Annotated in this window: 20 protein-coding genes and 1 riboswitch; of the genes, 1 reads left to right on the top strand and 19 read right to left on the bottom strand. The window is 70.5% G+C overall.

All coding sequences use genetic code 11. From position 1 onward, the window contains the following. Window positions 1-15: 15 nt before the first annotated feature. The 15 genes from ACIOEW_RS23625 to ACIOEW_RS23555 form a co-directional block, all read right to left on the bottom strand. Window positions 16-486, bottom strand: a complete 471-nt coding sequence (locus ACIOEW_RS23625; protein WP_362542806.1) for a septum formation initiator family protein — start codon at window positions 484-486, stop codon at window positions 16-18. A 118-nt stretch (window positions 487-604) separates the two neighbouring features. Then, window positions 605-1,885, bottom strand: a complete 1,281-nt coding sequence (gene eno, locus ACIOEW_RS23620) for a phosphopyruvate hydratase (RefSeq protein ID WP_073738482.1) — start codon at window positions 1,883-1,885, stop codon at window positions 605-607. 286 nt (window positions 1,886-2,171) lie between these two features. Further along, window positions 2,172-2,933: a transglycosylase family protein gene (locus tag ACIOEW_RS23615; RefSeq protein ID WP_362542803.1), complete on the bottom strand. Its 762-nt coding sequence runs from the start codon at window positions 2,931-2,933 to the stop codon at window positions 2,172-2,174. Between the two features lie 4 nt (window positions 2,934-2,937). Next, window positions 2,938-3,109: riboswitch (cyclic di-AMP (ydaO/yuaA leader) on the bottom strand. A gap of 301 nt (window positions 3,110-3,410) precedes the next feature. Continuing rightward, window positions 3,411-4,364 (bottom strand): transglycosylase family protein, encoded by a 954-nt coding sequence (locus tag ACIOEW_RS23610; protein WP_401965698.1) that lies wholly within the window; start codon window positions 4,362-4,364, stop codon window positions 3,411-3,413. A 105-nt stretch (window positions 4,365-4,469) separates the two neighbouring features. Beyond that, window positions 4,470-5,783: a cytochrome P450 gene (locus tag ACIOEW_RS23605; protein WP_401965696.1), complete on the bottom strand. Its 1,314-nt coding sequence runs from the start codon at window positions 5,781-5,783 to the stop codon at window positions 4,470-4,472. A 49-nt stretch (window positions 5,784-5,832) separates the two neighbouring features. After that, complete coding sequence (locus ACIOEW_RS23600) at window positions 5,833-6,807, bottom strand: nucleoside triphosphate pyrophosphohydrolase (RefSeq protein ID WP_362542794.1); 975 nt, start codon at window positions 6,805-6,807, stop codon at window positions 5,833-5,835. Window positions 6,808-6,840: 33 nt separating this feature from the next. Continuing rightward, window positions 6,841-7,497, bottom strand: coding sequence for a SurA N-terminal domain-containing protein (locus ACIOEW_RS23595; protein ID WP_401965694.1), 657 nt, complete (start codon window positions 7,495-7,497; stop codon window positions 6,841-6,843). Between the two features lie 403 nt (window positions 7,498-7,900). After that, window positions 7,901-8,344 carry a hypothetical protein gene (locus ACIOEW_RS23590; RefSeq protein ID WP_401965693.1) on the bottom strand — a complete coding sequence of 148 codons (444 nt, stop codon included), beginning with the start codon at window positions 8,342-8,344 and terminating at the stop codon, window positions 7,901-7,903. A 167-nt stretch (window positions 8,345-8,511) separates the two neighbouring features. Further along, window positions 8,512-8,913 (bottom strand): GtrA family protein, encoded by a 402-nt coding sequence (locus ACIOEW_RS23585; RefSeq protein WP_362542785.1) that lies wholly within the window; start codon window positions 8,911-8,913, stop codon window positions 8,512-8,514. Further along, the gene (locus ACIOEW_RS23580) at window positions 8,910-9,878 is read right to left on the bottom strand and encodes a glycosyltransferase family 2 protein (protein ID WP_362542782.1); all 969 of its coding nucleotides are present in this window, start codon (window positions 9,876-9,878) and stop codon (window positions 8,910-8,912) included. The genes ACIOEW_RS23585 and ACIOEW_RS23580 overlap by 4 nt, the downstream gene beginning before the upstream one ends. Before the next feature lie 154 nt (window positions 9,879-10,032). After that, the gene (locus tag ACIOEW_RS23575) at window positions 10,033-10,215 is read right to left on the bottom strand and encodes a hypothetical protein (protein ID WP_401965690.1); all 183 of its coding nucleotides are present in this window, start codon (window positions 10,213-10,215) and stop codon (window positions 10,033-10,035) included. Window positions 10,216-10,291: 76 nt separating this feature from the next. Next, complete coding sequence (locus ACIOEW_RS23570; RefSeq protein WP_362542779.1) at window positions 10,292-10,741, bottom strand: SUKH-3 domain-containing protein; 450 nt, start codon at window positions 10,739-10,741, stop codon at window positions 10,292-10,294. Between the two features lie 40 nt (window positions 10,742-10,781). Further along, the gene (locus ACIOEW_RS23565) at window positions 10,782-12,314 is read right to left on the bottom strand and encodes a protein kinase (RefSeq protein ID WP_401965687.1); all 1,533 of its coding nucleotides are present in this window, start codon (window positions 12,312-12,314) and stop codon (window positions 10,782-10,784) included. Beyond that, window positions 12,311-13,018, bottom strand: a complete 708-nt coding sequence (locus tag ACIOEW_RS23560; RefSeq protein ID WP_401965686.1) for a hypothetical protein — start codon at window positions 13,016-13,018, stop codon at window positions 12,311-12,313. The genes ACIOEW_RS23565 and ACIOEW_RS23560 overlap by 4 nt, the downstream gene beginning before the upstream one ends. A gap of 121 nt (window positions 13,019-13,139) precedes the next feature. Continuing rightward, window positions 13,140-15,335 (bottom strand): N-6 DNA methylase, encoded by a 2,196-nt coding sequence (locus ACIOEW_RS23555; RefSeq protein WP_401965683.1) that lies wholly within the window; start codon window positions 15,333-15,335, stop codon window positions 13,140-13,142. A 293-nt stretch (window positions 15,336-15,628) separates the two neighbouring features. Here ACIOEW_RS23555 and ACIOEW_RS23550 point away from each other — a divergent pair, with 293 nt between their 5' ends. Further along, window positions 15,629-16,522: a DUF4190 domain-containing protein gene (locus ACIOEW_RS23550; RefSeq protein WP_401965679.1), complete on the top strand. Its 894-nt coding sequence runs from the start codon at window positions 15,629-15,631 to the stop codon at window positions 16,520-16,522. Between the two features lie 83 nt (window positions 16,523-16,605). Here ACIOEW_RS23550 and ACIOEW_RS23545 read toward each other — a convergent pair whose 3' ends face one another. The 4 genes from ACIOEW_RS23545 to ACIOEW_RS23530 form a co-directional block, all read right to left on the bottom strand. After that, entirely contained in the window at window positions 16,606-17,580 is a 975-nt protein-coding gene (locus tag ACIOEW_RS23545; protein WP_401965677.1) for a HEAT repeat domain-containing protein, read from the bottom strand. Between the two features lie 145 nt (window positions 17,581-17,725). After that, window positions 17,726-18,343: a hypothetical protein gene (locus tag ACIOEW_RS23540; protein WP_401965675.1), complete on the bottom strand. Its 618-nt coding sequence runs from the start codon at window positions 18,341-18,343 to the stop codon at window positions 17,726-17,728. A gap of 19 nt (window positions 18,344-18,362) precedes the next feature. After that, window positions 18,363-19,211, bottom strand: a complete 849-nt coding sequence (locus tag ACIOEW_RS23535) for an alpha/beta hydrolase fold domain-containing protein (protein ID WP_401965673.1) — start codon at window positions 19,209-19,211, stop codon at window positions 18,363-18,365. 143 nt (window positions 19,212-19,354) lie between these two features. Then, window positions 19,355-20,932 carry an MFS transporter gene (locus ACIOEW_RS23530; protein WP_401965671.1) on the bottom strand — a complete coding sequence of 526 codons (1,578 nt, stop codon included), beginning with the start codon at window positions 20,930-20,932 and terminating at the stop codon, window positions 19,355-19,357. Window positions 20,933-21,063: the final 131 nt, after the last annotated feature.

Raw genomic sequence — 21,063 nt, 5'->3', positions numbered from 1 at the left:
AAGGAATACGGCGGCTCAGCCGCGGTCGGCGCTGTCGACGCCGTCCCACAGGTTGGAGTGCCACGGCCGGCCGGTCTCCGCCGGCTGCCCGTTGCGCTCCTTGACCGCGTCGGGGTCGACCACGGTGTAGCCGGTCTCCCCGGGAAGAAGGTAGTGCAGGTGCTCACGGGCCAGCCGCTTGATGTAGGCATCGTCCTGGAGCCGCGCCTTCTCGTCGCGCAGCTCCTCGGTACGGACCTCGGCCTCCTGCGCCAGCCGCTCCTGGTCGGCGATCTCGTCACGCTGCGACACGTACTGCCGCATCGGGTACGCGAGGGCGACGACCAGTGAGCAGACGATCAGGGCCAGGAAGGCGGCCCGGCCGGTGAGCCGGGAGCGGCGGGCCTGACGACGGTTCTGGGACCGGTAGACGCGGGCCGCGGTCTGCTCGCCGAGCAATCGCAGCCGGGTCGCGGTGGAGAACCGGTCCCGGTCCTTCGCGGCCATGTCTCCGCCTCCCCATTACGCACGTCCGTCCCCGCACACGGTACGGGACCGAGTGCGGGGACGGACGGAGGCCGGGGCACTTGACCCCGCCGGGCTTTACCGGCCCTTGCTGTACGTGTCAGCCCTTGAAGCGCGGGAACGCCGAGCGGCCGGCGTACACCGCGGCGTCGTCGAGGATCTCCTCGATGCGCAGCAGCTGGTTGTACTTGGCGACACGGTCCGAGCGGGCCGGGGCGCCGGTCTTGATCTGACCGCAGTTCACCGCGACCGCGAGGTCGGCGATGGTGACGTCCTCGGTCTCGCCGGAACGGTGCGACATCATGCACTTGAAGCCGTTGCGCTGGGCCAGCTCGACGGCGTCCAGGGTCTCGGTCAGCGAACCGATCTGGTTGACCTTGACGAGCAGGGCGTTGGCGGAGCCCTCCTCGATGCCGCGGGCCAGGCGCTCCGGGTTGGTGACGAAGAGGTCGTCGCCGACGATCTGCACCTTGGCGCCGATCTTGTCGGTGATGACCTTCCAGCCGGCCCAGTCGTCCTCGTACAGCGGGTCCTCGATGGAGACCAGCGGGTACGCGGAGACGAGCTCCTCGTAGTACTCGGTCATCTCGGCGGCCGAGCGGGACTTGCCCTCGAACTCGTACTTGCCGTCCTTGTAGAACTCCGAGGCGGCGACGTCGAGCGCGAGCGCGATGTCCTTGCCCGGGGCGTAGCCGGCTTCCTTGATGGCCTCGACGATGAGGTCGAGCGCGGCGCGGTTCGACTCCAGGTTCGGCGCGAAGCCGCCCTCGTCACCGAGACCGGTGGACAGGCCCTTGGTCTTCAGGACCTTCTTCAGCGTGTGGTAGACCTCGGCGCCCCAGCGCAGGGCCTCGGAGAAGGACTCCGCGCCGATCGGGGCGATCATGAACTCCTGGATGTCCACGTTGGAGTCGGCGTGCGACCCACCGTTGAGGATGTTCATCATCGGGACGGGCAGCAGGTGCGCGTTCGGGCCACCGAGGTAGCGGAACAGCGGCAGGTCCGATGCCTCGGAAGCGGCGTGGGCCACGGCGAGCGAGACGCCGAGGATGGCGTTGGCGCCGAGCGAGCCCTTGTTCTCCGTGGCGTCCAGGTCGAACATCGCCTGGTCGATCAGCCGCTGCTCGGTCGCGTCGTAACCGACGAGCTCCGGGCCGATCTGCTCGATCACGGCGAGGACGGCCTTCTCGACGCCCTTGCCGTGGTAGCGGTTGGGGTCTCCGTCACGAAGCTCAATGGCCTCGAACGCACCGGTGGAGGCGCCGGACGGAACAGCAGCACGGCCCGTGCTGCCGTCGTCGAGGCCGACCTCGACCTCGACCGTGGGGTTTCCGCGGGAGTCGAGGATTTCCCTGGCTACGACGACGTCGATGGACGGCACGAGGCATCTCCTTCTGGGATATGACGCTGGTGGTGCAGGGTCGCTTTGGCCTTGCGACAAGAGCCTAACCGGCCGGGCCGCCTCAACCGGCCGACCGCCCGTCCCCTGGGACGAAAAAGGACTCAAGAGCGAGCACAGCGGGACAAAGGGCCAGAATTTTACTGACGAGTAACTACAACAGTTGAACGATCACGCCGAAACCGGCCGACCCCGGCCCGGCACGCACGGGGGGAAGATGCGCACCGGGCCGGGGCGGCCGGAGTGATTCAGCGAGGAGAGATCGCGACTACTTCGTCAGGTGGAGCTGCTGACCCGGGTAGATCAGGTCGGCGTCCGTGACGATGTCCTTGTTCAGCTTGAAGAGCTGCTCCCAGCCGCCCTTGACCTTGTGGTCGGCGGCGATCTTGCTCAGGGAGTCACCGGTGACGACCTTGTACTCGCCGTCACCCTTCTCGACCTTCTTGCCGGTCGGGGTGGTGACGGTCTTCGACTTGGCCTTGGGGGCGGCCGAGCGGTCCGAACGGTTGGTGGAGGGGGCCTCGGTGCGCTCGGCCTTCTTCGGCTCGGCCTGCTGGACCGGCGCCGACTCCTGCTTCGGGGCGGCTTCGGCCTTGGGGGCGGTCTCGGTCTTGGTGGCGGAGGAGCCGGTGTCGACACCCGGGTCGACACCGTCGTTGCTCAGGTTGCCGGCGCCGGCGCAGGCCCAGGCACCCGGACCCTGCAGGTCGAGGAGCTTCTCGGCGACGGCGATCTGCTGGGCCTTGGTGGCCAGGTCGGCGCGGGCCGCGTACTGGGTACCGCCGGCGGCGGCCCAGCTGGACTGCGAGAACTGCAGGCCGCCGTAGTAGCCGTTGCCGGTGTTGATGGACCAGTTGCCACCGGACTCGCACTGGGCGACGGCGTCCCACGTGGACACGGAGGCGGCGGAGGCGCCGGTGGCACCCATCAGGGGCACGGCGATGGCTGCACCGGCGACACCGGCGAGCGTGGCGATACGGACGGCCTTGGACGGGCGACGGTGCTTGTTGCCCTTGCTGTTGAGCAGCATCGAGACTTCTCCTCACCGACGCCTGCGAGGTGAGCTGTCGGGTTCGGGCCAAGTGAGTTGCCCGGTCGCACGTCCTAGCGCACGACTTCACCCCAAGCCGGTCCTGATGCGTCTTGCGACGATCGGGCCCGGCGCTTACCTGGGTCCCCCGCTCCTGCCTACGGCGCTTTACGCGTCTGTTCCCTTCGACCGACGGCAGGATTCGGCGTGACGGTCGACGGGGCCCGCGGTGCGAGCGGTTCCGACCGTAAACACACCCACCCCTCATATCCAAAGATGGACATACCGGAGAAACAGCCCTTCCTTGCATCCGAAGAAGCACCGTTTGCGCAGGTGGGAACGGATGCGGCGGGACCTCCCGGACAAGACACGCCAGTTCACACGAAGAGACCCATGTCTCACTTGGTCAAAAGTGGGACATAGGCCTCTTAACTACCCTAACTTTTGGGGTGTTTTCAGCTGATCATCAGACCGCTCTCACTCGGCCTTCACGCCGAGATCAAGGCTCTGGCCAGGCAGGATGAGGTCCGGATCGGAGCCCACCTCCGCCTTGTTGGCCTCATACAGCCCGGTCCAGCCACCGGGCAGCTTCTGTGCATCAGCAATCGACCAGAGGTTGTCGCCGGCACGGACGGTGTACGTGCCGTCAGATGCCGGGGCACCGGTGTCGCGTGCGTCACCGTCACCTCGCGAGGCGTGCCGTCCCGCATCCCGGTCGCTGCCGCCGCTCCGGGTCCCCTCGGGGGCCGGAGCACCCCGGTGCTTGCCGGCCTTCTCCTGCCCCCCGGAGGTGCCCTCCCCGGCGCCGGAGGCAGCACCCGAGGGCGACGTGGAGGGTGTGGCGGAGGGCGTGGCCGACGGCGATGCGGACGCGTCCGGCTTCCCGCTCCCGCCCTCCGCGTCGTCCGTGGCCCCGTCCGCCGGCGTCGTCGCGTCCGAGGACGCGTCGTCCGACGCGGTGGTGTCCCCGGAGGGGTCGCCGCCCTCGGACGGGTCCGTGCTGCCGGCGGGGTCGTCGGACGCGGCGCTGCCCGGGTCGACACCCGGCAGGCCACTGTCCACGACGAGGCCCGAGATGACCGCACAGCTGGGCCATGCCTTCGGGCCCTGGTCCTCCAGGACCTTCTCCGCCACGGCGATCTGCTGCGAGCGGCTGGCGAGGTCCGCGCGCTCCGCGTACGAGTCACCGCCGTACGACTTCCAGACCTCCTGCGAGAACTGCAGGCCGCCGTAGTAGCCGTTGCCGAGGTCGGCGCTCCACATGCCGCCGCTCTCGCACTCGGCCACCCGGTCCCAGGTCGAGGCGTCGGCGGCGTGCGCACCTGCCGCACCGAGCAGCGGGATGGCGATGGCCGAGCCGGTCACGCCTGCGGCGACGATGATCGCGGGTGCCTGCCGAGGGCGACGGTGTCTGCCGTTCGCGGAGCCCATGGGGATGCCTTCCGTGTGACTGACGAGTGACTGGTGAGTCGAACGGTGAACCTAGCGGGACTCGAACGTGTGTCACAAGTCGATGCAGCAGAGATCACGTGAAAGTCACAGAGTTGACAGAGTGTCACCTTCACCGGACACCGGCCCCGGGGTGAACTCCACCGGCAGCGTGCGCAGTCCACGCATGATGAGCCCACCACGCCACCGCAAATCGGCAGGTTCTCCCGCAAGTCGCAGGTCCGGAAGGCGTTTCAGGAGCGTGGCGAGGGCGGCCTGCCCCTCCAGCCGGGCGAGCGGCGCTCCCAGGCAGTAGTGGATCCCGTGACCGTAACCGAGGTGCTGATTGTCACGCCGTGAGAGGTCCAGCGTGTCCGGTCCGCCGAAGCGTTCCGGGTCCCGGTCGGCGGCCGCCAGCACGACGAGTACCGGGTCGCCCTCGGCCACCCGCTGTCCGCCGATCGTCAGCGGCTCGGTGGCGTACCGCCAGGTCGCCATCTCCACCGGACCGTCGTACCGCAGCAGTTCCTCGACACCCGTGGCCAACAGCCCTGTCTCCCCCGCGGCCAGGGAACGCTGGAGCTGCGCACGTTGCTCGGGGTGACCCAACAGGGTGTGGACACCGTTGCCGATCAAATTCACCGTGGTCTCAAATCCGGCAAATAGGATGATAAAGGCCATCGCTGCGGCCTCGTTCTCCGTCAGGTGCTCACCGTGGTCGCTCGCCCGGATCAGCCCCGAGATCAGGTCGTCCCCCGGGTTCTCGCGCTTGCGGTGGATCAGTTCGAGGAGATAGCCCCGCATCTTCTTCACGGAGCGGGCCACCCCGCCGCGCGGGCCGCCGCCGTGGCGGATCATCATCCCCGCCCAGTCCCGGAAGTCGTCCTGGTCCTCGCTCGGAACGCCCAGCAGGTCACAGATCGCGTAGATGGGGAGCGGGAAGGCGAACTCGTGGATGAGGTCCGCTTCCCCCTTCTCGATGAAACCGTCGATGAGCCGGTCGGTCAGCTCCTGCACACGCGGGGCGAACTCCGCGATGCGACGCGGGGTGAACGCCTTGGACACGAGGCGGCGCAGCCGGGTGTGGTCGGGCGGGTCGATGTTCAGCAGATGCGTCATCAACTCCGCCTTGCGCTCACCCGGGATCCCCGTCTTCCCCTTGGCGTGCGCGGACTCGGCGTGGTGCGCCGGGTTCTTGGACAGCCTGCTGTCGGCGAGAGCCGCCCTGGCGTCCGCGTACCGCGTCACCAGCCAGGCCTCGACCCCGCTGGGCAGCGTGGTGCGGTGCACGGGGCTGTGCTCGCGCAGCCAGGCGTAGGCGGGGTAGGGATCGGTGGCGAACTCCCACGTGAAGAGTTCGGGCGCGGTGGAGGCCGCGTGGGCGGGGCAGCCGGCGGGGATGCGGTCGGAGCTGTCGTTCACCCCCCGACGTTATCCGCTGCCCTGCGACCCTGCCCGAGGCCCTCCACCGCTACGCGATGCCCTCCGCCGCCCGGATCGCGTCCCGGTACGCACGCCCCGCGGCCCGCAGAGCCGCCTCCGGGTCGATGCCGTCCTCCTGGGCGCGTACGGCAAGCGCGAGGAGCCGGTAGCCGATGTCGTCGCCCTCACTCCCGCTCCCTGGGAGCGCCACGTCGAGTCCGGCGGTACGGACCCGGCTTGCCAGCTTCGCGGCGAGCGCCAGGCCGGGCTGGCCGAGCGGCACCCCGTCGGTGACGGACTCACGCTGCTTCTCGATCGCCTTCGTCCGCAGCCAGTGCGCGTGGACGTCCTCCGGCGTCTCGGCGGTCTCGTCGCCGAAGACGTGCGGGTGGCGGTGGATCAGCTTCTCGACGAGCGTGGCCGCGACGTCGTCGACGGAGAACGGCTCGTCCTCATCCTCTTCCGCGATGCGCGCATGGAAGACGACCTGGAGCAGTACGTCCCCGAGCTCCTCACGCAGTTCCTCGCGGTTGCCGTCCTCGATCGCCTCGACGAGTTCGTACGCCTCCTCGATGGCGTACTTGGCGAGGCCCTTGTGGGTCTTCTGCGAGGTCCAGGGGCATTCGATCCGGATCCGGTCCATGACCTGGACGAGATCGAGGAGCCGGGCGCCGGGAAGATCGTACGAACCGGGCAGCAGCTCCAGGTTCGGCATCTGCACCCGTCCCGAGCCGGCCAGCCGGGCCAGTCCGTCGGTCAGCGGCTGGTTGCCCTCTCCGCCCGTGAGGACGACGACGGTCCGGCCGCCGGCGCACGCGTCCACGAGGTCCTGCGCGTCGGGCACACCGGGCGTGACGGTGATGCCCGCCTCGCGCAGATACGGCAGTTGCGGCTGGTCCTGTTCCCCGCAGTGCACCCGGCCGGCGGCGTGCAGTGTCTGCCAGGCGGGCCAGGACAGCAGTCCGGGCGCGACGCGGTGGCTGGCGGTGAGCAGGACGATGCGGCCGGGGTCTTCAGCGTTCACACCGCCGAATCTACCCCGGCCGTCGGACAGTCCTCAGGCCCCGGCCTCCGCGGCCGACTGGGCCGGCTTGGTGACCTGGGTGATCCAGGGGGCCTTGAACTCCGCAAGCTGGATCTGCTGGTTGTTCCAGGTGCCGAAGCGCGGGTTGACGTCGACCTTCAACGCCTTGGACGCCTTCGTCAGCGCGTCGCCGAGGACCTTCGTGCCGGCCGGGGTCGTCGGGTCGGCGCCGAGCGCCTGGCCGAGCTTGGTCAGCTGGATCTGCTCGCGCAGGAAGGCGTCGATCTGGTCCGGGGCGATCCAGCGCTCCTGGAGCACCGCGGCGCGCAGCCCGGCCTCCCCCTTGTACTGGGCGACGGCCGACTGCCGCATCTGCTGGATCTCGGCGCGGGTGACGGTCACTCCCGCGTCCGCCGATGCCTTGTCCAGGACCCGGTCGAGGATCAGGCCGTGCAGTTTGGCGCGGACGAGCTGGCCGGACTGGTTGGTGATCTGGGCGTCCTGCTTCGAGGTGTCCTGCGCCTGGCGCACGTCCGCCACCTGGCCCTGCACGGTGGCCACCGTGATCCGGTCCCCGCCCACGACGGCCGCGGCGCCCGGGTGGGCCTGGCTGCCGCAGGCGGCGAGGAGCGGCGCTGCGGCGAGCAGTGCGGCGGAGACGGTGAGCGCGGTGCGACGGCGGCGGTGCAAAGGAGCCTCCCGAGGAGATTGTGCGGCGGTGCACAAAGCCTTGCGGTGATCGATGCTAGAGCATCCGGCACTTGGGGGGGCGGGAAAAGGAGCGGGTCTGGGTGCGTGCAGTTGCAAGGCGGAGGATTGAGGCGACGCGAAGGGGGTCCCCCCATGTCTTTAGGGCTATGGGGGAGTTGTTGATCGACGACAACGCCGCAGATGCGCGCGCCCAGACCCGCGACGCCGCCCCCCAAGTGCCGGATGCTCTCGGGCAGTGGAACTGGTCCGGGCCACTGATTCGACCCACGATTCGGGAGGAGTTGGGGATGTGGGCGTCCGGCGGCGCGGCTCGGGCGGCGTGTTCGGCCGGGTTTCGGCGGGTCTCTCGTGGGGCGAGGCCCGCCCCCGGGCCTTCCGGCCGCTACACCGTTGCCGTCGCCGTAGGGACGAGTCCGGCCACGGCGTCCATGTCCTTGACGCCGAACCACGGGAAGAAGATGCGCAGGGCGCTCCCCGCGGACTCGTCGATCAGGATGAACGAGTGCTTCACGAATCCGCGCTTGATCTCGGTCCGCTTCACGTCCTTGATCTCGAAGGTGGCCAGGTGCCGGTCCGGCTTCGCGAAGGTCGGGTTGGCCTGGAAGAGGAAGAGGCGTTCGCGGCTGGCCGCGAGATACATCGGCTGGGGGGCTGCCGCAGCGATCATCGTTCCGCCGCTCAGGACCGCCGCAGCGATGCCCATGGCTATGTTCTTCTTGACGGAGACCTCGCTGAGGTTCACCAGCGACGTCGCCTCGACCTGCTCACCGGGCTCCAGCATGACCGTGACGGCTTTCAGCAGGGCCCGGCGTCTTCTCGCGTTCACAACACACCTCTGAATGGATCAAGGAATACGGTGCGTCGAGCCGGCCGTGCGGAGTCACGCCGGGGCAGCGCCTCGCCGGGACTGCATGGCGCGACGGCTTTGCCCAGCTCAGCGCTTATGACCGGGATACCTTGCCATACGGAAGGACCGGCTCCGCACCGCCCGGCTCAGCCGACCCGTTCGACGGATTTCGGCGGGGTGTCCGGCCGCAGCATGATCGTGCGCGAGACCACGAAGGTGATGGGGATGGCGGCCGCGGCCGCGACCAGTGGGGCGTACCGGCTGCTGAACCCGGCCAGGTCGACCAGCAGGTAGACGCCGCCTGTGGTGATGACGAAGTTGGCCGCGTTGGTGAGCGGGAAGAGGAGGAACTTCCGCCAGGTGGGTCTGGTGCGGTAGGTGAAGTACGAGTTGAGGAAGAACGAGCCGGTCATGCTGAGCGCGAAGGCCAGCGCATGCGCGGCCAGGTACGGCAGCCAGTGCAGCAGGGCGAGGTAACAGCCGTAGTACGTGCCGGTGTTCACGGCGCCCACGAGGGCGAACCGGGCCATCTGTGCCTTGACCGTCATCGGCGTACGGACTCCAGGGGTTCCGGCTCCGGGGCCGGCCTGCGGATCTGGGTGTTGGTGGCCTTCACCAGGAAGTGCGGGCGGCGCTTCACCTCGTAGTAGATCCGGCCGACGTACTCCCCGACCACCCCGACCATCACCATCTGGACCCCGGCGAGGGCGGTGACCACCACGATCAGGGTGACGTATCCGGGGGTGTCGACGCCCTGCACCAGGGCGACGCCGACGATCCAGGCGGCGTAGGCGAGGGCCACGGACATCAGGAGCATGCCGAGATAGAGCGCGGCGCGCAGCGGCTTGTTGTTGAAGGAGAGGAGTCCGTCGAGGCCGTAGTTCAGGAGCTTGCCGAAGGTCCAGGCGGAGCGCCCCTGTTCCCGGACGGCGTTCTCGTAGCTGAACGTCGAGGTGGGGAATCCGACCCAGGCGAAGAGGCCCTTGGAGAAGCGGTTGTACTCGGTGAGTTCGAGTACGGCGTCGGCCGCCCGCCGCGAAAGGAGCCGGAAGTCGCCTACCCCGTCGACGAGTTCCACGTCCACGAGGCGGTTGATCAGCCAGTAGTAGGCGCGGGCGGTGAGGGTGCGGGTGACGCGGTCGCCCTTGCGGGTGCGGCGGGCGATCACCTGGTCGTAGCCCTGCGCGTGCTCCTGCAGCATGCGGCCGACGAGCTCCGGCGGGTGCTGGAGGTCGGCGTCCATGATGACGAGGGCGTCACCCTCGGCATGCTGGAGACCGGCGAGCATGGCGGCCTCCTTGCCGAAGTTGCGGCTGAAGGAGACGTAGCGGGCCCGGGGATCGGCGGCTGCCAGCTCCTGAAGGATCGGCAGGGTCCGGTCCGTACTCCCGTCGTCCACGTACACGAGCTGGAAGGCATGGCCCAGGCGGGTCAGCTCATCCGTCACGCGTTCATGGAAGCGTTCGAGGATCTCTTCCTCGTTGAAGCAGGGCACCACCAGCGAGATCAGCACGAATGTACATCAGCCGGTCAAAGTGTCGGGAGCGGATGGCGGGTGTGGCCTGGGGGCGACGATTGGGTGAACTGGCCCTCATGCGCCCCGATTCGGGCCGCACGACCAGCGGCAAGTGCCTCGGCGCACCCCCCACCGGGATGCCCCCGGCCGGTCACCCCTGGAATCCGATCCGCGGTGGATGGGTGGGGTCCTCCCGGCAGGACTGGACGTCCTCGAAGACACCACCGGTGAAGTAGCCCACCTGCGCCGCGCCTTCCGGAGCGCCGTCCCTGACCGACCACGCTCCGACCAGTCGGCCCAGACGTGCCTCCAGGTGGTCGATCAGAACAGCCACGGTCACCTCTCACGCCGTTTCGATGCGAGCCGGTCGTGTCCGTACGAGCGTGGCTCATGGCGGGCACGGACTCTGCTCAGAAGAAGGTCTTGTCCCAGGTGCTGGTGACGAATGCCTCCACCGCCGCAGCGAACCCGTTTCCGATGCGCTGCATCCCGGCGTCACCGGCGAAGATGATGTCGCCGTTCTCTGCCAGCAGCACGTTCTCCTCGGTCACCAGGGCGATTCCGATCGGCACCGCAGGCATTCCGAGCTGACGGGAGTAACTGCGTACGTTCAGTGGATAGACGCCCATCGCCTCCTCGACGGAGATCGTCAGGACAAGCTCCTCGCCCGTTCTCGGTGCTGTCCAGCCGACGACGATCTCGCCGTAGTTCCCCAGGAACTCCCGAAGTGCAGGGGTGACTTCGTAGCCGGCCCTCTCGTAGGCCGCGCAGGCTGCCTCGATGTCGACCTCGCCGAACTCGGCCTTCTCCACTCCTGCCAGTGCCGCCCGGAGGGCCCGGCGCTCTTCACTCGGTGGCATACCGCTCATCGCTCGTCCCATTTCTCAGCCCGGCGGCGGTTCAGCCGCCTCTGACCTTCAGCTGGCGCTCCAGTTGCCGGCGCAGTTCGACCGGCAGCGGGTGGTGCGGCCCGTACATCCGCTCGGTGTCGTACAGCAGTGCCTGGAGCTGGCTGCGCGCGCCCGCGTGGTCGCCGAGGGCCAGCAGCAGTTGGCCGATGCGGTGGCGGATCTCGTACGAGCGTGCCGGGTCGTTGTTCGTCGCGTACTGGTTCTCGTAGTACGGAAGGACCGCGCGGTACTCGGCGAGTGCGGCGGCGGGTTCGCCCAGCTGTTCCAGGCACTGTGCGGCGTCGTACCGGAACTGCAGGGTCTGCAGGTCGGCCGGTCCGGCCTCCGCGGCCCGGTCGTCGGCCAGCCGGCGCAGCTCGGGCAGGGCGCGGCGGTACTGGCCGTCGTCCATCAGTGTCGCCGCGTACTGCTTGCGCAGGATGCGGACGACCGGGGAGCCCTCGCCGTGCTGCTCGGCGGCGGCCGGGAGGATGCCGCCGAGCATGTCGACAGCCTGGGTGATCCGGCCTTCGCCCAGCAGCCTCTTGACCTCGTCGACGGCGGCCGCGACATCCGGCCGGGCGGGCATCGGCGCGGGCTGAGCGGCGGGCGGGGTCGTGGCACGGTCGGGCCACGGGGCGTGCGGGCGCAGGAAGGGACGGGTCGGGTCGAGCGGGCCCGAGGGGTGTCCGGAATTCCGGGTGGGCAGCAGGGGGGCGAGGTGTTCGTACACCTCCTGGGCGCTGGCCGGGCGGTGCTGCGGGTCCTTGGCGAGCAGGCGCAGGACGAGCGCTTCGAGCGGTTCGGGGATGTCGGGGCGGATCTGCCGGACGGGGACCGGCGGCTCATAGAGGTGGCGGTGCAGCACGCCGAGGGCGGTGGATCCGACGAACGGCACGTCTCCGCTGAGGAGTTCGTGCAGGAGCACGCCGAGGGCGTACAGGTCGGTGTACGGGCCGACGGCGCCGCCCATGGCCTGCTCGGGGGCCATGTAGGCCGGGGAGCCGATCGGCGAGCCGGTGTGGGTGAGGCGGGTGGTGTCGGTGTCCAGGACGGAGGCGACGCCGAGGTCGAGCACGACGACGGTGCCGTCCGGGCGCACCATCAGGTTGCGGGGCTTGAGGTCCCGGTGGACGATCGGCACCGCGTGCACGGCGCACAGGACGGCGCAGAGCTGGGCGGCGACGGCGACGGCCCACTGCCAGGGATACGGATCGTGTTCGGCGAGATGGTCGCCGAGGTCGGCGCCCTCGACGTACTGCATGACGAGGAACAGTTCGTCGCCGTCGCTGCCCGCGTCGTGGACGGTGACGAGGCCGGGGTGGTCCACCTGCGCGGTGACCCGGCACTCGCGGACGAAGCGGCGGCGCAGCTCGCCCGCGGCGTCGCTGCCGATGGGGCCGGTGACCCGGTCGGGGCGCAGCAGCTTGACCGCGACCCGGCGGTCCAGGCGCTGGTCGTAGGCCGTCCAGACCTGGCCCATGCCGCCCTGCCCGAGGATCGTCGCCAGCTCGTACCGCCCGCCGATGAGGCGACCGCTCACCGGCCCTCCTCCTTACGGAGGTAGTCGCTCAGCTCGTCGAGCTCGGCGCGGACCTGGTCGAGGCGCTGGGGGTGGGGCGCCGGGTGGGGCTGGTGAGGCGTCGAGTGCGGCTGGTGGGTGGGGGGCGTCGGCTGGGGCTGGGGTGTGGGAGGGGATTGCTGGTACTGCTGTGGTGCGTACGGCGGCGCGCTGTAGGGCTGCGGGGCCGGGGGGTGCTGGGCCGGGGAGTGCTGAGTCCGGGGGTGCTGTCCGAGCGGCTGCATCGGCGGCTGCACAGGTGTCTGCATGGGCACCGTGGGCGCGTACGCGTAGCCCGGCACCGGCGGTACGGGGCCGCCGCCCCCCACGTTCTGCTGTGTCAGCTGCGCGTAGTGGCGGATGTCGGCAACGAGGTAGTACACGGGGGCGGCCACCATCGCGAGCAGCAGCAGCGGTATGAGGACGTTGTCGACTCCGTGGGGATCGGCGTCGTCTCCGTCCCTTCCGATGACCGGCAGCAGAACGCAGATGAGAACGAAGCCGGCCCCGGTCATCCACCAGTCGAAGGCTCTGCGGCGCACGATCGCCAGCCGCAGCAGGGGCGCCCACAGGAGCAGGCCCAAGGAGCACACCGACAGCACGGTGAACAGCACGCGCATCGACACGATCCAGGCCCGGCTGGGGACTCTGCGCGGCGCCGTCGGCGGTTGGCCCGGGGCGTACATGGCTGCTCCTGGATACCTGGTCATGGGACGTCCGCGCGCACCTGGGCGTGCACGCAGAAACGAGCGTAAAGGGCGACACCTACAAGGGGCCCCGGGTTGTACAGAACCGTTGTGGTTCCGCTCACTTCGGCGTGACCGTTCCGTCCGTCAGTCCGTCGTACATGCCCTGGACGAGCCGGCCCCCGAGTCGTCCGGCGAGGCGCAGTGCGTCCTCGAACGCGGCCAGAGTGCGGAAGCGTTCGCCGTACCGCTGCTGCTCGGCCAGCGGAAGCCGGGGCAGTTGGAGGCGGCGGGCGTCGAGCCGGGTCGCGGTGGAGGCGTAGCTGCTGGCCTGACGGTTGTTGGCGGTGCCGCGCAGGAACCCGGCGAGGAACCAGGGGTCGAGCGCGGCCGGATCGGGTCGCAGCAGCTGGAGGTTGCGGCCCAGCGCGGCGCCCGCCGTGGCGTCGTCGATGACGCGGGCGACGGAGCCGCCGCCGAGCACGGGGACGACGACGTCGCCCGGTTCGACGAGCACGGGCTCCTCGTGCGGCCCGTCGGCCGGCAGGTTCCCCGACGGCGCGGAGGAGCCGAGGACGTCGTGCTCGGTGAGCACGGGGCCGGTCCCGGTGCCGGAGCCGCCGGTGCGGAGCTGGAGGGCGCCGGCCCGGGCGAGTTCGCCGACGGTGGTGAGCGGCCAGCGCGCGGGGGCGGAGACCTCCACGGGCGGCGGGGTGAGGCTGTCAGCGAGGCCCAGGCTCTTCGTCAGCCGTTCCCGTACGTCGATCAGCTCGGCGGGCCCGTCCGCCGCTGCTGCGGCGGGCAGATGGCGGGCGGGTGCCAGGTCGACATCGTCGTCGAGGAGTTCGATGACCGGGACGACGCGGCTGGTGCCGGGCCGGAAGCGATTGATCCCGCCGTTCGCGAGGCTCCCGCCCCCGGCCCGCGTCGCACCGGTTTCCCTCACCCCATCAGCCTCACCGGTCTCACCGGTCTCACCGGTCTCACCGGCTTCCCTCGCCCCATCAGCCCCACCGGTCTCACCGCTGAACGGCTGCCAGGCGTCGAGCACGGCGGCGTGCAGGGCCGGCCAGTCGAGCCGGTCGCGGCCGCTCTGGGAGGAGGCCTGTTCGGTGGGCTCGGTGGTGTCGACCAGGAGCAGTTCGGGCGAGGGGTGCGGCCCAGCGTCCGGCTTGCGCAGGACCCAGAGGTGGAGCGGGATGCCGTACGGGGGTGCGGCACCGGCCGGGAGCGCGATGACGGCCCGCAGGGCGCCGCGCCGCAGCAGATCGGCGCGGATACGTCGGCCGGAGCGACGCGACGCGGCGGCGGGCGGCATCAGCAGGACCGCGGTGCCGCCCTCGCGCAGACGGGCCAGCGCATGCTGCACCCAGGCGAGTTCGGACTCCGTGCGGGCTGGGAAGCCGTACTCCCAGCGCGGGTCGTAGGCGAGCTCGTCGTGGCCCCAGTTGCGCTCGTTGAACGGCGGATGGCAGAGCACCGCGTCGACGGTGAGGCCGGGGAAGGCATCGGCGCGCAGGGTGTCGCCGGTGCGCACGGTGAGCGTGCACTCGGTGGAGTCGGTGTGCAGGGCGAGACGGAGTGCGGTGAGTGCCGCGAGGTCCGGGTCGTTCTCCTGCGCGTACAGCGCGCCCGGCCGGGAGACGGCACCCAACAGGGCCCCGGTGCCCGCCGCCGGGTCGAGAACCGTGCTCAGGGGCCGGCCACCGGCGCCCGCCAGCGCGGCCATCAGCTCCGCGAGGCCGGGCGGGGTGAGTGTGTACTGGCGCGGGTTGGCGTCGAGCTGACGCCCGAGCAGGAACTCGAAGGTCTCCCGGACCCCGGCCGCGGCAGCGAGCTCCGCGGCGCCCCGCAGCAGCGGGACGGACGGCAGGAGCTCGGAGCGGTCCGGGCTGTGAACCGCGCGCCCGGCCTCGGCGGCCGGTCCGAACCTGGCGGTGAGCACCTCGTTCAGCGCGAGGGAGAGCACACCCGCCATCCGTTCGTCGGACACCCCCGTGATCTCCCGCCAGGCGGAGGGCCGCTCCCGCACGAGGAGCAGTGCGCACCCGACGTGGAACAGGGCGGGGACAGCACCCGCGGGATGTCCGGCCAACTGCTGCCAGACGCGCTCGCGGAGCGGGACCTCAGCGAGTTTCCCCTGGTCGCGCAGCCACTGCTCGACCTCGGGCAGGGCGAACGACGGGCTTGTCTCGGTACCGCCGACGGGCTTGGGGAAGTCGGCGTGACGACGGCGCCAGTTACTGACGGCGGCGCGCCCCACCCCTGCCAGCCGGGCGATCCCTGCGGCGGTCACCTCTGTCGCGTTCTCCGGCACTTGCTGTCTCCCTGGTGCTCGTACCGCTGCTGGCCCGTCCGTGCTCACTGCCCGTGCTCATAGCGCGTGCTCATAGAGCGTGCTCATAGCGCGTGCTCATAGCGCGTGCTCACTGCTGTGTCGGCGAGCATACCGACCTGTTCACAGCACCCGGTTCACAGCCTGCATGAGTCGAAACACTGTGAACCATGTTGACTCGGTTCACAGGAAATGGTGTCATTGACCTGTCGCTGCACAAGGCGGCGCGTGGAACCGCTCACCACTCAACTCCGCACTTGCCGAAGGGCACAGCCATGTCCCAGTTCACCCAGCCGCCGCAGTCCCCGCAGCAGCAGCCGCAGTCCCCGCAGTCCCCGCAGCAGCCGTACATCCCCGCCCAGACGCCCGGCCTGCGCCCCGCACGCAACGGGCTCGGCATCGCGGCGCTGATCCTCGGTCTCATCGGCGCGGTCTCGGGTCTGATCCCGTTCCTCTTCTGGCTGGCAGGCACCCTCGGCCTGATCGCGCTGATCCTGGGCCTGGTGGGCCGGGGCCGCGCCAAGAGGGGCGAGGCGACGAACAAGAACATGGCCACGTTCGGCACGGTCCTCGGCCTCATCGCGCTGATCCTCTCGGTGGTCGGCGCCGTGATCACGTTCAAGGCGGTCGACGACGCGGTGAACGACCTCAACAAGGCGGTGTCGGACACGACGGCCTCCGCGAAGCCGAAGGCCGGCGGGGACACCGGCAAGAACGCGGACGACGCGAGCACCGGCGGCGAGGCCAAGAAGGACGAGGCCAAGCAGGAGGACACCGCCGAGGCCCTGGAGGCCGGCGACTCGGCGGTGTACGACGACGACGTCACGGTCACCGTCGGCGACGCGACCTCGTACTCCGCGGGCTCTTTCGCCGCCGGTCACACGAAGGGCAACAAGGCCTACCGCGTGGCCGTCGTCATCGAGAACGCGGGCAAGGAGAAGTTCGACTCCACACTGGTCAGCGTCGAAGCGCGCGCCGGTCAGGACGGGGTCGACGCCGAGCAGATCTTCGACGGCAAGGTCGGCGAGGGCTTCAGCGGCACGGTGCTCCCGGGCAAGAAGGTCACGGTCCTCTACGCCTTCGACGCTCCCGCGGATGCCAAGAACCTGACCGTCGAGGTCAACCCCGGCTTCACGTACGAAGCGACCCAGTGGGACCTGAAGCTCTGACCCGCGCCGAGGCGCCCGCACGCACGACGCCACGGAACCCGCCCCGGCAGGTTCCGTGGCGTCGTGCGTTCACCCCCCGGCCGCTACGAGGCCCAGCCTGCGCGGCCGAGGATGTCGGCCGCCGCCATCCTGACGTTCGGGTTCTCGTCGTGCAGGAGTGCGCGGGCCGCGGAGCCGTATGCGGGCTCATCGTCGGTGACCCGCAGCAGATGGACGAGCGCCCGCCGTCTGACCCAGTGGTCGGGATCGCTCAGCGCCTGCGCGAGGGCGTCGGCCACCCCGGTGTACAGGTCTGCCAGGGTCTTCGCCGCCTCCATACGGACTCCGCGGACGGGATCGTCGGCGAGGGCGGCGAGCAACACCTCCCGGGCACGGCTGCCGAGTGGCCGGCGCCCACCCAGGGTGTAGGCGGCGGCAAGTCGCTCGCAGGCAGAATCCGAATCGGCCAGTCGATCGACGAGTTCATCGTCGCCGCCCGGGGACTGGTCACGGAGATCAGGAGCAAGCCTCCCCTGCGGCAACCCGTCCAGCCAGTGCTCGTACCAGCGGAGGAAATCCGGCGCGGGATGGAACACCGGGGGTACGGCCGTGTTCCCGAGGTCGGCGTCGAGGAGTCGGCCCCGGGCGGGCCCGGTGATGACCAGCAAGGTCACTTCCAGGCCGCCCCGTTGGACGACGGGATGGGTTCCCGCGTACGGATCCGTCCGATCGGCGCACAGACGCGCCCACTCCTCGGGCACACAGCCGGTCGGATCCGGCGCGAAAGTCATCCCCAGGCACTGACGGGCATCCGGGATGTCACGGATGTTCCAGCGGGTCAGCGGCTCAAGGCCGCAGTCCGGGCCGATGCCTCCGTTGCCGACCTCCCGCAGGAACGTGCGATAGGCGGAGGGAAGACGGATGCCGTGGACCGCCTCGAAGGCGGCCACGCGCTGCTCGTCGAGCGGGAGACCCAGCCGTCGACCACCGGGCGCCCGCACGAAGGTTCTCCGCCGGGGGACCGGCTCCGGGCACGCTGCGGACAGCTTGGCGTGGATGCGGGCGACTGTGTCGTCCATGGACGCTTCTTCCGGATGCGGCGGCACTCTGCGCGTGCCGCGCTCGCCCGCATCGTAAGCAGAGGCGAGGCGGCCCAGGACCGTGAGCGCCGCCTGCAGGCCGCGTCGCCGTGGGCGGTGCCGACGGGAAGGGGGTGGGGGGTCGTCACGGCCGGACCTCGTTCGGGGTGGGTGCGGCGGCATCGGCAGCCGTGGTCACCGGCTGATCGGGGTGAGGGTGGGGGTGGTGTCCGTGGTCGCGGAGGGCGGGGACGATGCGCCAGTCGCGCTGGAAGACGAGGTTGTGCAGGTCGGCAGCGACGATGGCGCGGAAGGTGGGGACGAGTTCGGCGGCCTGGGCGGGGGTGAAGACGTTCAGCGGCCACTCGGCGACGGTCGCGCCGCGCAGGTGCGGGTGGTGGAAGCCGGCGCCGTAGTGGGCGTGCAGGGTGAGGGCGGTGATCCCGGCGCGGCGCTGTTCGGGCCAGGTCAGACGCCAGGCCGCGAAGTGGCCTCCGTACTGGTCGCGGCGCAGGCCGGTGGCACGGATCGTTCCGGTGCCCAGCAGCAGGTGGGTGTCGAACTCGGCGAGGACCTGGCGTGCGGGAGCGTCCAGGAGTTCGGCGGCCTCGCTGAACGCCGTCTCCTTGGACGGCCGGTCGGCGTGTCCGGCGTGGGTGCCTTCACGCAGGTCGGTGAAGTGGCGTACGAGGGCGTCCAGCGGTGCGGGAACGGCGGAGGGGGCAGCGGAAGGGGCAGCGGAAGAGCCAGCTGTGGTGGTCATCGCGGGGTGTCCTTTGCGTTCAGGTGCGCGCTGCGCCGGTGGTGACGGTGCGCAGACGTCCGGCGAGTGCGGGAAGGAGCTTGCTGTCGGGGTGCATGAGGTCGGCGTGGGCGGCGCCGGGCGGGTGGACGAGGTCGACGGGCACGGCGGCGGTACGCAGCCGGGCTGCGTAGGTGAGGACGTCGTCCGCGACGGGGTCCAGTCCGCCGACGGCCAGCACGGTGGGTGGCAGTCCGCGCAGGTCGGGGGCGTCGAGCGGGGTGGAGTACAGGACCCGGCCACCGGCCGTGGGGGCCGGGGACGCGGTGCCGCGCAGAACCCGCCAGGCGCGGCGCAGGTCGGCGGGGTGCGGGAAGGCCGCCGGGTCGCGTCGGTGGCTGGCCCCTGAGCAGGCCGGGTCGAGGGGCGGGTAGGCGAGCAACTGGGCGGCCAGCGGAGCCCGTTCCGGGTCCGCGCCCCGGTGGTCGCGGGCGGCCAGGGCGGCCGCAGCGGCCAGCGTGCCGCCGGCGCTGTCCCCGCCGACTGCCACCGGTACCGCCTCGGCACCCGCCCGGCTCCGGGCCCAGTCGAGAGCGGTGAGAACGTCCTCCAGGGCTGCGGGATGGCGGTGGGCAGGGGCGAGCCGGTAGTCGACGCTCAGTACCCGCCACCCGGAGAGCTCGGCCAGCCGCTGTGTGACGGGGTGCCATTCGGCCGCCGATCCCCGCTGCCAACTCCCTCCGTGCGCCCACACCAGCCACCCGCCACGGCCTGTGTGCCCGGCCCCGGCCGGGGAGTGCAGACGGGCACGGACGGGCCGCCCTCCCGGAATCTTCACGTCGGTCCACCGGGGCAGGTCGGTCCACCGGGGCAGGTCGGTCGCGTTCATCGGGGGAAGTTCCTTCCGGGAGCGGTGTGGGGGGTGATTGAGGGAGGCGGGAGGCGGGAGGCGGCGAAGCCCGCCGGTCCCCGCCTCCGCCGCCGGTGGTGCCGGGGGGGGCGGGGACCGACGTGCCCGGCGGGGGCCGGCCGTCAGGCGTTCTGCGCGACAGCGGGGGCGTCCTGGGGCTTCTCATTCGCGGCGGCGGGGCCGTCCTCGGACTTCTCGTTCGGGACAGCGGGGCCGTCCTCGGACTTCTTGTTACGGAGGAAGAGCGCCGCGATGACGACCCCGAGGGCGACGAGGGCGGCGTTGACTGCGATGGCGACGGTGACGCCGTGGTGGATGGCGGAGGCGGAGGCGGCACCGGCGGTGGTCGCCGTGACGACCGTCGACATGATCGGGGTGCCAAGGGTGATGCCTACCTGCTGGGACATCGAGGCGAGCCCGGTGGCCAGGCCCTGTTCCTTGTCGGGCAGGCCGCTGGTGGCGGTGACCATGAAGCCGACGATGACGAGCATGTTGCCGATGCCGCCGAAGAAGGTGGCGGGCAGGAGCAGGGCGAGGGCGGCGCCGGTCGTCGTACCGAGGAAGAGCAGCGAGGCGGTGAAGACCGTCTGGATGATGCCGCCGGCGATCAGGGCGGTCAGGGTGGAGGTCCTCGCGATGACCCTGGGGGCGAGCAGTCCGCCGGCAACCGTGCCGATGCCCAGGACGCCGAAGGAGATCCCGGCGGTGAGCGGCGAGAAGTCCAGCGTCTTCTGCAGGTAAAGGGTGAGCAGGTAGACGAGCGAGGTCTCGGTGACGAAGGCGAGCATGCCCAGCGCGTTGCCCCAGGCGACGTTGCGGCGGCCCAGGGTCTTGAGCGGGACGAGAGGCTCGGCGACCTTGCGCTCGATCAGGAAGAAGGCGGCGAGGAGCACGGTGCCGACCAGGAGACCGGTGACGGCGTGGGCGTTGCCCCAGCCGTGCTCGCCGGCCTGGGTGAGGCCGTAGACCAGGGCGAGCAGTCCGCCGGTGACGGCGAGCGCGCCGGGCAGGTCGAGCCGGGGGCGGGTGGCGGGCTTGGACTCCTTGATGACGGCAGGTGCGATGAGGACGACGGCCAGCGCCACGGGGACGTTGATGAAGAACGCCCAGCGCCAGGAGAGCAGGTCGGTCAGGACGCCGCCGAGGATCGCGCCGGCGGTGAACCCGGCGGACATCAGAGCCCCGTTGATACCGAGCGCCTTCTGACGGAGCGGGCCCTCGGGAAAGATCGTGGTGAGGAGCGAGAGCCCTGCCGGGGTGGCGGCGGCGGTGGCCAGACCCTGGGCGACACGGGCGATCAGGAGCATCTCGGGGGTGGTGGCCAGCCCGCCGACGAGGGACGAGGCGCCCAGCAGCACCAGGCTCCCGATGAAGATCTTCTTACGGCCGATCAGGTCGCCGATCCGCCCGAAGAAGAGGGTGAAGCCGGCCGCGCTGAGTGCGAACGTCGTCGCGATCCACTGCAGGTTGGAGAGGGAGAACCCGAGGCCGTCGCCGATCGCCGGGAGCGCGACGTTCAGGATCGAGAAGTCGACGGCCAGCATGAACTGGGCCACCAGCAGCACCGCGAGGATCAGCTTCAACCGGCCGGTCAGGCGCTGTGGTTGATCCTCCGGGGCGGCCGTTCGGGGGGCGGGGGCGGGCCGGGGCGAGCGCTGCTCCCCGGGGACGGTTCCCGACTTTGCCTTAGTCATAGACATGACAGAGATTCCTTTCTTTCCCGCCGTTCGCCGGTACGGCGGGACGCGGGCGGGCCGGGCGGCCTGGGCTTCAGGACGGCAACCCCTAATGGGCCTGCCGTTCCGTTACGACATGAAAGTAGCACCACAGC

The sequence above is a fragment of the Streptomyces sp. NPDC087901 genome (assembly GCF_044742205.1).
In the GTDB taxonomy this organism is placed as follows: domain Bacteria; phylum Actinomycetota; class Actinomycetes; order Streptomycetales; family Streptomycetaceae; genus Streptomyces.
This window is presented reverse-complemented; position numbering and strand designations above follow the sequence as displayed.